The 13108-nt window shown below is 73.5% G+C and carries 8 protein-coding genes; 2 read left to right on the top strand and 6 right to left on the bottom strand.

The window, feature by feature from the left end; translation table 11 throughout:
• Positions 1-133 precede the first annotated feature (133 nt).
• Positions 134-1846, top strand: a complete 1713-nt coding sequence (locus AC07AB_RS25810) for a hypothetical protein (protein WP_478571077.1) — start codon at positions 134-136, stop codon at positions 1844-1846.
• On the opposite strand, the gene AC07AB_RS25805 is transcribed toward AC07AB_RS25810, so the two are convergent.
• From AC07AB_RS25805 to oxc, 6 genes are all read right to left on the bottom strand, one after another.
• Complete coding sequence (locus AC07AB_RS25805; protein ID WP_478571074.1) at positions 1834-4002, bottom strand: NB-ARC domain-containing protein; 2169 nt, start codon at positions 4000-4002, stop codon at positions 1834-1836. The two genes, AC07AB_RS25810 and AC07AB_RS25805, sit on opposite strands and share 13 nt — an antisense overlap.
• Positions 3999-4445 (bottom strand): hypothetical protein, encoded by a 447-nt coding sequence (locus AC07AB_RS25800; protein WP_478571073.1) that lies wholly within the window; start codon positions 4443-4445, stop codon positions 3999-4001. Before AC07AB_RS25800 ends, AC07AB_RS25805 begins: the two co-directional genes overlap by 4 nt.
• Before the next feature lie 293 nt (positions 4446-4738).
• Positions 4739-6286 carry an alpha/beta hydrolase gene (locus AC07AB_RS25795; RefSeq protein ID WP_478571070.1) on the bottom strand — a complete coding sequence of 516 codons (1548 nt, stop codon included), beginning with the start codon at positions 6284-6286 and terminating at the stop codon, positions 4739-4741.
• Positions 6283-7554 carry a serine hydrolase domain-containing protein gene (locus tag AC07AB_RS25790; protein WP_478571067.1) on the bottom strand — a complete coding sequence of 424 codons (1272 nt, stop codon included), beginning with the start codon at positions 7552-7554 and terminating at the stop codon, positions 6283-6285. Before AC07AB_RS25790 ends, AC07AB_RS25795 begins: the two co-directional genes overlap by 4 nt.
• A 232-nt stretch (positions 7555-7786) precedes the next feature.
• Positions 7787-9043 (bottom strand): formyl-CoA transferase, encoded by a 1257-nt coding sequence (gene frc / locus AC07AB_RS25785; RefSeq protein ID WP_478571064.1) that lies wholly within the window; start codon positions 9041-9043, stop codon positions 7787-7789.
• A gap of 230 nt (positions 9044-9273) precedes the next feature.
• Positions 9274-11025: an oxalyl-CoA decarboxylase gene (gene oxc / locus AC07AB_RS25780; RefSeq protein WP_478571061.1), complete on the bottom strand. Its 1752-nt coding sequence runs from the start codon at positions 11023-11025 to the stop codon at positions 9274-9276.
• 438 nt (positions 11026-11463) lie between these two features.
• On the opposite strand from oxc, the gene AC07AB_RS25775 reads away from it, so the two are divergent.
• On the top strand, positions 11464-13056 hold the full coding sequence (locus tag AC07AB_RS25775; RefSeq protein WP_478571058.1) for a FadD7 family fatty acid--CoA ligase: 1593 nt from the start codon (positions 11464-11466) through the stop codon (positions 13054-13056).
• Positions 13057-13108: the final 52 nt, after the last annotated feature.

Below are 13108 nucleotides of genomic sequence, written 5' to 3'. Positions count from 1 at the left end.
CGTCGCGAACCGCGAACCGCGAACCGCGAACCGCGAACCGCGAACCGCGAACCGCGAACCGCGAACCGCGAACCGCGAACCGCGAACCGCGAACCGCGAACCGCGGTAGCCGGGGCAGGCCGGGAGGGGGGCCGTGCACGGTAACCCGCCCCGCCTCCGTACGCCCGTGGGCCCCGACGCCCAGCGCTGGCGCACGTTCCCCGGCCAGAAGACCGTCGTAGCCGCCGCCCGTACCGTCACCTCGGCCGTGCGCGTCCTCGAAACCCTGCCGGACCTCCTGCGCGGCGACAGCCGGGTCGCCGTCGTCTTCGCGTACGACCCCACCTCCGCCTTCAACGACGGGGTCCTCGACCTGCTCCACGACGCCGGGTGCCGCGTCATGCCCTGGAGCCAACTGGCCGGTATCGAGCCCGATCTCATCGTCTCCGCCAGCGAGAACATCGACGTGCCCGCGGGCGACTGCCCCGTGCTCGTCCTCCCGCACGGCGTCGGCTTCCAGAAGTTCGTGCCGGATTCCCGCTCCGCGCGCAGCCGCCTGTCCGGAATGGTGCCGGACGCGCTGCTGGAGGCGGGCCGGGCGTGGTTGGCCGTCTCGCATCCGGAGCAGGAGGAGCAGCTGGCCGCCGCGCACCCGAAGACCGCCGGGCGCACCCTGCTCGTGGGCGACCCCTGCTTCGACCAACTGCTGGGCGGCCTGCCGCGGCGCGGAGACCACCGGCGCGCGCTCGGCGTGACGGGCGGCCGGCAGTTGGCCGTGCTCAGCTCCACCTGGGGCCCCACCTCGCTGCTCGGCCGCGACCCGGACCTCGTACGCCGGCTGCTGGCCGCGCTGCCCTGCGACGAGTACCGGGTGGCGGCGATCGTGCACCCCAACGTGCGGGCGGCCCACGGGGCGTGGGAGATCCGCAGGGTGCTCGCAGAGGCGATGGACGCCGGTCTGCTGCTCATGTCACCGGTGCACGACTGGCGGCCCGCGCTCACCGCCGCCGACGTCGTCATAGGGGACCACGGCTCGGTGACCCTGTACGGGGCCGCGCTCGGCAAGCCCGTACTGCTCGCCGCCTTCGGCGACGACGCGGTGCCGGAGACGGCCGCCGCCGGACTCGGCCGCGCCGCGCCCCGGCTGGACCCGCACGGCGACCTGTACGAGCAGATCGAGGAGGCCGTACGGACCCACACCCCTGACCGCTACGCGGACATCGCACGGCGGGCGTTCGCGGACCCGGGCCAGGCCGTCGCACGGCTGCGCACCGCCGTGTACGAGCTGCTGGAACTGCCCGAACCGCGCTCCGCGCCTCCCCTGCCGACGCTCCCCGCGCCCCCGGCGCCCGGCGCCGATGTCACCTCATGGCGGGTCATCACCACCGCGGCCGTCGACGCGGGCCAGTGGACGGTCACCGTGCGCCGCCACCCCGCGGCCGCGGTCGGCGACAGCACGGCCGACGACAACGAGGAGGCCGGCGTCTTCTCGCACCTCGCGTGCGACGCCGCGGAGCCCGACCAGCGGCTGGCGGAGAGCGCCTCGGTGCTGGTCGACCGCTCCCCCGCGCGGACCGCCGTCGCCGCCCTGCGCGGGGTCCACGAGACGCTGGCCCGGCTCACCGGAGGCTTCCTCGCCGTGGCGGCGCTGGACGGCGGGGGCGCGCTGGCGGGGCTGCGGGACGGGCGGACGGTGGAGGCGACGGCCACCGGGGCGGACGTCGATCCCGGCCTGTGCGCCGCCGTGATCTACACGTGTCTGCGCGCGCGCATCCCGCTGGACGGCACGATCGTGACCCTGCGCGTAGGGGCGGTGCGCGAGGAGGACGTGGCCCTGCGCCTCCGCCCCAGCGCTCAACTCCCCTGACTCTCCAACCCCTCCAGCCGCTGCCGCAGTACCTCCGCCTCCGGGCTGCCGCCCGCCGCGTAGATCTCGGACGCCCTGGTCAGGTGCGTCCGTACGGCCGCCCGCTCGCCGCCCGTACGCTCCACGACATCCGCCAGCACCACCAGCGCCTGCGCCTCGTAGTGGGTCGCGTCCCCCTCGCGCAGTATCCGCGCCGCCTCGGTCAGCGCCCGCGTGGCCTCCGCTGTCTCGCCCGCGTGGTCGTGGGCCGCGCCCATGGCGGCGAGCGCGCGGGCGGCCATCCGGCCGTCGCCGCGCTCCGTCAGCCGCTCGTACGCGTCGCGCAGGGTGTCCAGCGCGCCGCGGTGATCGCCGCCCGCGTCCCGAGCGCACCCCAGGAAGTAGGCGGCGATGGCCGCGCCGCGTCCCTCCCCCGCCTCGGTGTTGAGGTCGAGGGAGAGCTGGTACGCGGCCATGGCGCGGGCCGGGTCGAACCGGTCCCAGTACCGGCCGGAGAACTCCTGCACGGACGCCCGCAGCACCGTGTGCCCGGAGACGTCGGCGCACGCGACAGCCGCCTCCAGCTCCGTACGCGCCCGGTCGTACTCGCCGAGGTCCATCAGCGGCCGGGACAGCAAACTGCGCAACCGCGCCTCGGCGGCGGGCGCCACGGACTCGGTGGCCGAGGCCGCGCCGATCTCCAGGGACTCCTTCCAGTCTGCCAGGTGCCTGCGGTGCAGGAAGAGGACGGTGAAGGCTTCCGACAGCTGCCATACGGGCGTGTGCAGCCCCTGCCGGGCCGCTTCGCGCAGCACGGCGAGGATGTTGGCGCGCTCGGCCTCCAGCCAGGCCAGCGGGGGCGGCCCGGCGGCCCCGGCCGCGAAGGGGTCGGGGGCATCGCGCAGGAAGCCGCCGAGGTCGGCGACGCGCAGCCGGTCGGCGCGGATGGCGCGGTCGGCCAACGCGGTGAGGGCGAGGTAGTGCGTCACCACCCGCTCCGTCAGGGCGCGCCGCTCGGCCTCCGGCTCCTCCTCGGCGGCGCGCTCGCGGGCGTGCAGCCGTACGAGGTCGTGCTGGCGGTAGCGGCCCTCGGGGGTGACGTCGAGCAGGCTCGCCGCCACCAGGCCGTCCAGCAGGGGCTCGGCGTCCGCCGGGCCGATGGCCGCGGCGACGGCGGCCGTCCCGTGGTCGAAGGTGCGGGCCGGGAGCCAGCCCAGCAGCCGGTACAGGCGGGCGGCGGCCGGCTCCAGCTCCTGGTAGGCGGGGCCGAGTACCGCGGACACCGAGTGCTCCCCTCGTAAGGCCATTCCGTTCAACCGGCGTGTTTCATCGGCGAGTTCACCGGCCAGCCCGGCCATCGTCAGCCGGGGCGAGGCCGCCAGCCGTGCGGCGACGACGCGCAGCGCGACGGGCAGTCCGCCGCACAGGTCGACCAGCCGCTCGGCCGCCGTACGCTCCGCCGCGACGGCCTCCTCGCCGCACCGCGCGGCGAGCAGCCGCATGCCGCCCTCGTGGTCCAGCGGATCGAGCGGCATCAACCTGGCTCCGTCGAGGGCGAGTTCACCGAGCCGGGCGTTGCTGGTGACCAGGACGGCGCTGCCCAGCCCCTTCGGCACGAGGGGTCTGACCTGCGCGGGGTGGTTCACGTCGTCGAGGACGACGAGCATGCGGCGACCGGCGGAGCGCGTCCGGAACAGCGCGGTCCGCTCGGCGAGCGACTTCGGCATGTACGCGTCGATGACCCCGAGGGCCCGCAGGCCCATGCCGACGGCCTCGGAGACGTCGCCGCCCTCGCCGTCGCGCAGGGCCGAGAAGTCGATGTAGATCTGCCCGTCCGGGAACAGGTCGCGGGCCCGCTCCGCCCACCGGCAGGCGGTAGCCGTCTTCCCCACGCCCGGCAGGCCGGTGAGGAGGCCCAGACCGATCCCCGCGTCCCCCTCGCCGCTGCCGCGCAGCCACCCGTCGAGGGCCGTCAGCTCCCGCACCCGGTTGACGAACCTAGCCGTCAGCGGCGGCACTTGGTCCGGCCTGGGGCAGATCTCGGGCTCGGGCATGTGGATGGTGTAGGCGATGCCGCCGTGGATCTGCCCGGCCTGCACGCTCGGCCCGTACACATTCCCGGACAGCTCGTTGGTGACGTGGCCCGCCGCGGCACGGCCGTCGAAGGCGCCGCTCACCGCGGGTCCCGTTCCGAGGGGACAGCCCCCGGAGTGTGAAAGGTCAGGCCGCCGGAGAAGTCCCGCCCCTGGACGACCGGGCCGTGCACGGTGCCGCTGACGGTGTTGTGCACCGACCCCCCTCGCTCGCCCGCCGCCGGGCCCAGCTCCGCCAGCAGGGCCCGCAGCTCGTCGGCGGCCGCCGGGTCCGCCTGGAGCACGCGCCGCAGCCGCAGCCGCCAGTTGCCTTCGACGGCACCCGCGGTCTCCTCGTCCGCTTCGTCGCGAGCGGCCATCAGTTCGTCACGGGAGAGCTCCAGCTCGTCGTCGACGGGGCTCTCGTCGCCGCCGCGCGCGAAGAACCGCGCCAACCGCTGTTTCGTCTGCGCCCAGGCGTCGGACGCCATGAGCCCGACCACGGTGGTCGCCCCCGACGCCGCCAGCGCCGCCAACTCAGCCTCCACGGTGCCCCCTATGTGCCCGCGCGGCCGTCATGACGTTCATGAAGCCGCCGATGCCACCGTAGAGAGCGCGGGAGGGCTTGGGTAGTCCGGCCCCTGCTCACAGCGGCCGCACCGCACCCGAAAGGCCCAGCCCGGCCCGTACGCGCGATCCCGCCCGGTCGCATGATCCCGCCCGTACACACGGTCCCGCCCGGTCGCACGATCCCGCCCGTACGCACGATCCCGCCCGTACGCGCGATCCCGCCCGGTCCACAGGTACCGGGCGGGATGCGGTCAGGCGCCTTCGCGGCGGCTCAGCTCGCGCCTGCGGCCGGTGCCTTCTCGCACGTGGTGTCCTTCGCGGGCAGCCGTCCGGTGCGCAGATAGTCGTTGACCTGGCGGTCCACGCAAGTGTTCTGGTAGGAGCCGTACACGCTGTGCACCCGCGCCTTGAGGGTGATCAGCCGGGAGTTCGGCATCTTGCGGTGCAGCCCCTGCCCGTTGGCGTAACTGGTGCGGGGGTCGCCGGTGGCCTGGACGACGAGGCCGGGCACGTCGTTGCCGGTGAGGACCGGCGCCTCCACCGGCTTGCCGGGCCAGAACGCACAGGGGGTCACGCCCTTGAACAGCGGTCCGTACAGCGGGGCCTTCGCCCGGTCGGCCTCGATGCCGCGCCGGTACCAGGACAGATCGCGGGGCTGTGCGCTGTCGCCGCAGATCAGGGCGAGTTGGAGGGATATCTGGTTGTCCATGTCGGCACTGGGCCGGCCGAGCACCGCTGCCAGTGCCTCGGTCGGCCGCACCGCCTCGCCCCGGGCCGCGTCGTGGAGCACCCGGATGTTCTCGGCCGCCTCCGCGAACTGCCGGTCGTCGGACATCATCATGGCCAGCGCCAGCGGCACCTGCTGGCCGTCGGCGGTGTACGGGCCGACCTTCAGGGGCTTGCGGGCGGCCTGCCGGGCTATGCCCTCGACGGTCGCCCGCGCCTTCGCGGGCGTGTCGCCCAGACCGTACGTACCGTTCCTCGGCGCCACCCACCGCGCCCAGGCGTCCAGGAACTCCTCATTGGCCCCGGCCGAGTCCCGGTTGACCCCGCCGTTCCACCGGGCGGGGTCTATGGCGCTGTCCAGCAGCAGCCGATCCACCCGGCCGGGGAACATCTTGGCGTAGACCGCCCCCAGATACGTGCCGTAGGAGACGCCGAAGTAGGAGGTCCTGCGCTCCCCCAGGACGGCGCGGAGCAGGTCCATGTCACGGGCGGTGTTGCGGGTGGTGAAGTGCCGCAGATACGGCATCTTCTTCCCGTACGCGCGCTGGCAGGACTTCACCAGCCCCGCCTCGTAGCGGGCCTGGGCGCGGAACCCGGCCGTGTCGTAGCCGGCGGAGCGCAGCCAGTGGCCGGCGGTGTCGCAGTGCAGCGGGCTGCTGCGGCCGACGCCGCGCGGGTCCATGCCGATCAGGTCGTAGCGCGCCGCGAGTTCCTTGCCCATGGCAGCCCTGGACTCCAGGGGCATGTCGAGGGTGGGGCCGCCGGGGCCCCCGGAATTGTGCATCATCAGCCCGACGCGGTGGCGGGTGTCGGTCGCCTTGATCCGGGAGAAACCTATGGTCAGCGTGGGCCCGTCCGGTCGGCTGTAGTCCAGCGGCACCCGGACCGACGCGCACCGCGCGCCCGCCGCGTCGAGAGCCTTGACGTCGCACTTCTCCCAGCGCACGCGCTGCTGGGTGAACTCGCGGAGGTTCGGGGCTTCGGCGCGCTGCTGAGCGGCGGCGGTGGGCGCGGGGGCCAGCAGGCCGGCGGTCGTGGCCGCGGCGGCCAGCGCCGCACCGGCCACCGCGCGCAGGGGTCGCGAGCTCTTCACGAGAGGGGGTGCTCCTTCGGGGAAACGGGTGCCGCGGGTACGGCCCGGAAGATGTGGTCGACGGCGTCCACCACGGCTTGGGAGGCGTCATCGCGTTCGGGGACCTCGTTGACGGCGACGAACACGGCCCGGCCGTCCTCGGTGACCCCGCCCCGGGTCCGCGTCCCGTACACGGTGCCGCCGTGCCCCCAGTACCGGCCCCCGGCGCCCCCGTCGATCGGATAGCTGGCCAGCCCCAGCCCGTACGCCGCGTCGCGGGCGAGGTCCGCGGCGGGCATCGTGTCGCGCATCCGCGCCAGCTGCGCGGGCGGCAGCAGTCCCCCGGCCAGCTGGGCCGAGTAGAACGTGGTGAGGTCCTGCGCCGTGGACACCAGCGCCCCCGCCGCGCCGATCAACGACGTGTTGATGAACGTGATCCGCCGGTGGCCACCGCAGGCCACCGGGGCGTACGCCTGCGGGTGCGGCCCGCGCAGCCGCTGCTCGGGCCAGGGCGGCCAGTAGGTGTGCGCCAGCCTCAGCGGCTCGATGACCCGCCGCTCCACCTCGTGCCCGTAGCGGTGCCCGGTGACCCGCTCGACGAGCATCCCGAGCAGGATGTAGTTGATGTTGCAGTACGCCCAGCGGTCCCCGGGCGGGAACATCGGCGGCAGCGCCAGGGCGATCGCGACGAGCTGTCGCGGACTGATGTGGTCGTGGCCCTCCAGGTCCAGCGACTCCGGGAAGTCGGGGAGCCCGCTGGTGTGCTGGAGGAGTTGGTGGACGCTGATACGGCGGCCGTCGTTGCCGTGGCCGCGGACCACTCCGGGCAGATAGCGCTCCACCGGCGCCTCCAGCCGCACCCGCCCCTCCGCCACCAGCTGAAGCACGACCGTCGCGACGAACGACTTGCTGTGGCTCCCCACCCGCAGGCGGGAATGGTGCGGATACGGACGTCCGGTCGCCAGGTCGCCGGCCCCGGCGGCGACCTCCCGCACCCGTCCGTCGGCACCGGTGATCACCGCCTGCGCACCCGGCAGCCCCTCGGACGCGACCAGATCGGCCAGCACCCGCCGGGCGGCGGCCATATCGGGCTCCGGCGCGGGGCGGCGAACGGGCGGGCGCGGCGGCGCGGCGCTCGCGGACCCGAGCCCGGCCCCCGCCGCCAGCGCCGCCGCGGCGGCGACCGTGGAGCCGCGCAGGAGCTGACGTCTGGTGACCCGGGGCCGTAACGGGGTGGCGGGGGCGTCGGTTCTCGGGTGGTCAGGCGGGGGTCCGTGCAGGCTTGTCATGATCCAACAGCCTTCCTCCGCCGCTCGCTTGAGCCAATGGCGCCTTCCCCCGCATCGCGCTGCGGCCGCTCCCAAGCGGAATCGGGGGGTGTACGGGCTTGCGCGGGGCCGCGCGGTACGTACACGGGTGCCGTAGGAGTGCGGTAGGAGTTCCGTACGAGTGCCGTACGCACACGGGTGCCCCGCACGCGGGGAACGCGCGGGGCACCCGGGGGAAGAGGCCGCGGTGCGGTCAGGCGACGACCTGACCGGCGCGCAGCCCGGCGATGGTGTCGGCGTCGTAGCCGAGGTCGGCGAGGACCTCGTCGGTGTGCTCGCCGAGCAGCGGCGAGCCGCTGATGTCGGGGGTGAAGCCGGAGAACTTGATCGGGCTGCCCACGGTCAGGTACGTACCGCGGTCCTTCTGCTCGACCTCGACGACCGAGCCGCTCTTGCGCAGCGCCGGGTCCGCGGCGATCTCCTTCATGGAGAGCACGGGCGCGCAGGGCACGTCGAAGGTGCGCAGGATGTCGACGGCCTCGTACTTCGTCTTGTCGGCGAGCCACTTCTCGATCTCGGCGAAGATGTCGAAGATGTGCGGCTGCCGCGCGCGGGCGGTGGCGTACTCCGGGTCGTCGACCCATTCGGGCTTGCCGACGGCCTCGCAGGTGCGCGCCCAGTTCTGCTCCTGGACCGTGAAGTAGATGTACGCGTTGGGGTCGGTCTCCCAGCCCTTGCACTTGAGAACCCAGCCGGGCTGGCCGCCGCCGCCGGCGTTGCCGCCGCGCGGCACCGCGTCGCCGAACTCGCCGTTCGGGTACTGCGGGTACTCCTCCAGGTAGCCGAGCCTCTCCAGGCGCTGCTGGTCGCGGAGCTTGACCCGGGAGAGGTTGAGCACGGCGTCCTGCATGGACACCGAGACCTTCTGGCCCACTCCGGTCGCGTTGCGCTGGATGACCGCGGTGAGCAGGCCGATCATCAGGTGCATACCGCTGTTGCTGTCGCCGAGGGCCGCGCCGCTGATGGTGGGCGGGCCGTCCCAGAAGCCGGTGGTGGACGCGGCGCCGCCGGCGGCCTGCGCGACGTTCTCGTAGACCTTGAGGTCGGACCAGGGCGAGTCTTCGTTGAAGCCCTTGACCGAGCCGAGGATCAGCCGGGGGTTGAGCTCGTGGATGTGGTCCCACCCGAGGCCCATGCGGTCCATGGCGCCCGGCGCGAAGTTCTCGACGAGGATGTCGGCCTCGCGGATCAGCTTCTCCATGACCTCCTTGCCCTCGGGGGCCTTGGTGTTGATGGCCAGCGAGCGCTTGTTGCTGTTCAGCATGGTGAAGTAGAGGGCGTCCACGTCGGGGATGTCCCGCAGCTGACGGCGGGTCACATCGCCGCCGCTGGTGCGCTCGACCTTGATGACGTCGGCGCCGAACCAGGCGAGCAGCTGGGTACACGCGGGGCCGGCCTGGACCCCGGTGAAGTCGATCACCTTGATTCCTGCGAGCGGCTTCTCACTCATGGCGGCTTCCTTCTCGTGGGTGTTCTTGGTGTTCTTGGCGTTCTCGGTGTGCGGGTGGGGTGTGCGGGGGCGCGCGCGTCCTGGCGGTGCTCCGGGCGCGGATACGTCCGCGTGCCCCGGTACGGCTCCCGGCGCGGGTACGTCCGCGTGCCCCGGTACGGCTCCCGGCGCGGGTACGTATTCGGGCGCGGGTACGCCTTCGGACGCGGGTACGGCTCCCGGCGCGGCGCTCACTTCTTCGCCGGCGTGATGTTGCCGACGGTGATGCCCTTCGGGTTGAGGTGCGAGATGTGGCCGCTCTCGGTGCCGGCCGAGGGGTCGATCGCGCAGTCGATGAGGGCCGGGCCGCCCGAGGCCAGCGCCTCGGTGAGGGCGGCGGTGACCTCGGCGGGCGTGGTCGCGCGGTAGCCCTTGCCGCCGAACGCCTCCATCATCGTGTCGTGGCGCGCGTGGAGCATCAGGGTCGTCGGCGACGGGTCGGTCTCCAACGGGTTGACGTCGTCGCCCCGGTAGACGCCGCCGTTGTTGAGGATGATGGTGACGACGGGCAGCTTGTAACGGCAGATCGTCTCCAGCTCCATGCCGCTGAACCCGAAGGCGCTGTCGCCCTCGACGGCCACGACCGGCGCTCCGCTCTCGACGGCCGCCGCGATGGCGTAGCCCATGCCGATGCCCATGACGCCCCAGGTGCCGCTGTCGAGGCGGTGCCGCGGTACCTGCATGTCGATCACGTTGCGGGCGATGTCCAGGGCGTTGGCGCCCTCGTTGACGATGTACGTCTCGGGGTGCTCGCGCACCACGTCGCGTACGGCCTTCAGCGCACCCATGAACTGCATGGGGTGCGGGTCGGCCGCCAGCCGGTCCGCCATCTTGGCGACGTTCTTCGCCGAGCGCGCGGCGAGCTCCTCCCGCCAGGCGGCGGGCGCCGTGATCTCGCCGGGCTTCGTCCGCTCGGCGAGCACTTCGAAGACCGACTCGATGTCCCCGACGAGCGGAGCGGCGATCGGCTGGTTGCTGTCCATCTCCTTCGGCTCGATGTCCACCTGGATGAACTTCGCGTCGGGGTTCCACTGCGGCGCCTCGCCGTGGCCCAGCAGCCAGTTGAGCCGGGCGCCCACCAGCATCACGACGTCGGCCTTCTTCAGCGCCAGCGAACGGGCCGTGGCCGCGGACTGCGGGTGGCCGTCCGGCAGCAGCCCCTTGGCCATCGACATCGGTACGTACGGGATGCCGGTGGACTCGATGAACTCGCGGATACGGTCGTCCGCCTGCGCGTACGCGGCGCCCTTGCCGAGCATCACCAGCGGCCGCTCGGCGCCCGCCAGGAGCTCGATCGCGCGGTCCACCGCGTCGGGCGCGGGCAGTTGGCGCGGCGCGGGGTCGACGAGGCGGCTCAGCGTCGCGGCGCCCGTCTGCGCGTCGAGGACCGAGCCGAGCACCGCGGCGGGGATGTCGAGGTAGACGCCGCCGGGGCGGCCGGAGATCGCGGTGCGCAGCGCGCGGGCGATGCCGCGGCCGATGTCCTCGACCCGGCTCACCCGGTACGCGGCCTTGACGAACGGCTGGGCGGCGGCGAGCTGGTCCATCTCCTCGTAGTCGCCCTGCTTGAGGTCGACGAGGTGGCGCTCGCTGGAGCCGGAGATCTGCACCATCGGGAAGCAGTTCGTGGTGGCGTTGGCCAGCGCGACCAGCCCGTTGAGGAAGCCCGGCGCGGAGACCGTGAGTGCCACGCCCGGCTTCTTGGTGAGGTATCCGGCGGCGGCCGCCGCGTGCCCGGCGTTGCTCTCGTGCCGGAAGCCGATGTAGCGGATGCCCTGCGCCTGCGCGAGGCGGGCCAGATCGGTGATCGGAATGCCGACCACCCCGTAGACGGTGTCGATGTCGTTGAGCTTGAGCGCGTCGACCACCAGGTGGTAGCCGTCGGTGAGCTCGGTCGGAGCGTCGGCGGTGGCGGCGGTCTCCGGTGCGGTGGGGGCGGTCATGGTCCGAGGACCTCCTTGGGCGGACTGGCCTTTTCGGCTTCGTCTTCCACCATCCGCAGCGGGCGCGGCCACGTCCAAGATCTATCGGCGACCAGCCGATAACCGCTGTCTATCGAGCCCTGGTCAGCGGGGGCGGAGCGGCTTCTCAGGGCTGTTGATAGATGCTCGCTATCGGTTGTTCGCCAACGCGTATTGGACGGCTGGGCCGCGCCCGCGCAGGCTCGCTGATGAGAGCTTCCGAAGATCCGGCAGCAGCCTCCGTGCCCGGTGCCTCCGCGCCCCGTGCCTCCGTGCCTTCGGGGAGCTGCTTCCACGACTTTCGAAGATCCGATTCTGATTCCGAGTCCATGACGTCCATGACGTCCATGACGTCCATGACCGGTCCGGCCCCGCGGCCGGCCCGGTTCCACGACCTGACGACAAGAGGAGGCGGTGGTCATGGCCGTACCGACCGCGGCGTCCGTGCCCGACACGAACCGCTACCGGCCCCCGGCTCTCACGGGCCTCGACGATCTCCTCGACCGGCCCGCGCATGAGGCCCCCCACGCACCGGCGCTCATCGTCGGCGGCGACCGGCTGCCCCTCTCCTACGGGGCCCTGGCCGCGTCGGCCGACGACATGGCCGCGCGGCTCACCGCGGCGGGGCTGCGCCGCGGCGACGCGGTCGCCCTCGTCTGCGCCAACACCGCCGAGTTCGCCGTGGGGCTGCTGGGCGCGGCGCGGGCCGGGCTGGTGGTCGCCCCGATGGACCCCGCCCTGCCCGGCTCACAGCTCTCCGCCCGGATCGACGCGCTGGGCGCGCGGGCGGTCCTGCTCGGTCCGCCCGCGACCGGCGCGGAGCCGGCCGCACGCGTCCACGCACCGGCCTGGCCGCTGCGCGTGGACGTCTCCCGGGCGGGCACGGCGACGGCCTCCCTCGACACCAGCGCTCCCCCGGCGCCCCCGGACACGGGCGCGTCCCGTGAGCTGTCGGCCGACGACGCCCTCGTCCTGTTCACCGCGGGGACCACCGACCGGGCCAAGATGGTGCCGCTGACCCGCGCCAACGTGGCCGCCTCCGTGCGGGGCATCTGCGCCACGTACGAGCTGGGGCCCGACGACGCGACGGTCGCCGCGATGCCGTTCTTCCACGGTCACGGGCTGTTCGCGGCGCTCCTCGCCTCCCTCGCCGGCGGGGGCCGTGTGCTGCTGCCGGAACGGGGGCGGTTCTCCGCGCGTACGTTCTGGAGCGACGTACGGTCCGTGTCCGCCACGTGGTTCACGGCCGTACCGACCATCCACGAGATCCTGCTGGACCGGGCGGCGACCGAATACCCCGGCCCGGAACTCGCGCCGCTGAGGTTCGTACGCAGTTGCAGCGCCCCGCTGAACACGGCCACGCAACGGGCGCTGGAGCGCACCCTCGGCGCGCCGCTGCTCTCCGCGTACGGCATGACCGAGTCCGCCCACCAGGCGGCCAGCGAACCGCTGCCGGGGCGGGGCCCCTTGAAGCACGGCTCCGTCGGCCGGCCGACCGGGGTGGCCCTTCGGGTCCTCGGCCGCGGCGGGCAGCCGTGTCCGGCGGGCGTCCAGGGCGAGGTCTGGGTGCAAGGCCCCACCGTGGCCCGCGGCTACCTCGCCGATCCGGCCGAGACGGCGCACGGCTTCGCCGACGGGTGGCTGCGCACCGGGGACCTGGGCTCGCTGGACGAGGACGGGTATCTGTTCCTCACCGGCCGCATCAAGAACCTCATCAACCGCGGGGGCGAGAAGATCTCGCCCGAGCACGTCGAGGACGTCCTCGCCGGGTGCCCCGGCGTCGCCGAGGCGGCCGTGTTCGCCGTGCCCGACGCGCATTACGGGCAGCGGGTCGGCGCCGCCGTGGTCGTACGCGGGGGCGAGAGCACCGGCTCCGAGCAGATCCTGCGGTACTGCCGCGACCGGCTGTCCGCCTTCGAGGTGCCGGACCGGCTCGACATCGTCACGGCGCTGCCGCATACGGCGAAGGGCGGTCTCGACCGGTCGGCGGTGGAGTCGCGGTACGCGCGTTGAGGGGAGTTGAGAGGCGGGAGCGGGGCCGTAGAAGGCGTCGGCCCCGCCCCCG

The organism is Streptomyces sp. NPDC044033, assembly GCF_056434425.1.
This window is presented reverse-complemented; position numbering and strand designations above follow the sequence as displayed.

Excerpts from the sequence above, each read along its gene's own strand:
- AC07AB_RS25790 (WP_478571067.1), bottom strand. The coding sequence starts at position 7,554 with ATGACAAGCCTGCACGGACCCCCGCCTGACCACCCGAGAACCGACGCC.
- frc (WP_478571064.1), bottom strand. The coding sequence starts at position 9,043 with ATGAGTGAGAAGCCGCTCGCAGGAATCAAGGTGATCGACTTCACCGGG.
- oxc (WP_478571061.1), bottom strand. The coding sequence starts at position 11,025 with ATGACCGCCCCCACCGCACCGGAGACCGCCGCCACCGCCGACGCTCCG.
- AC07AB_RS25775 (WP_478571058.1), top strand. The coding sequence starts at position 11,464 with ATGGCCGTACCGACCGCGGCGTCCGTGCCCGACACGAACCGCTACCGG.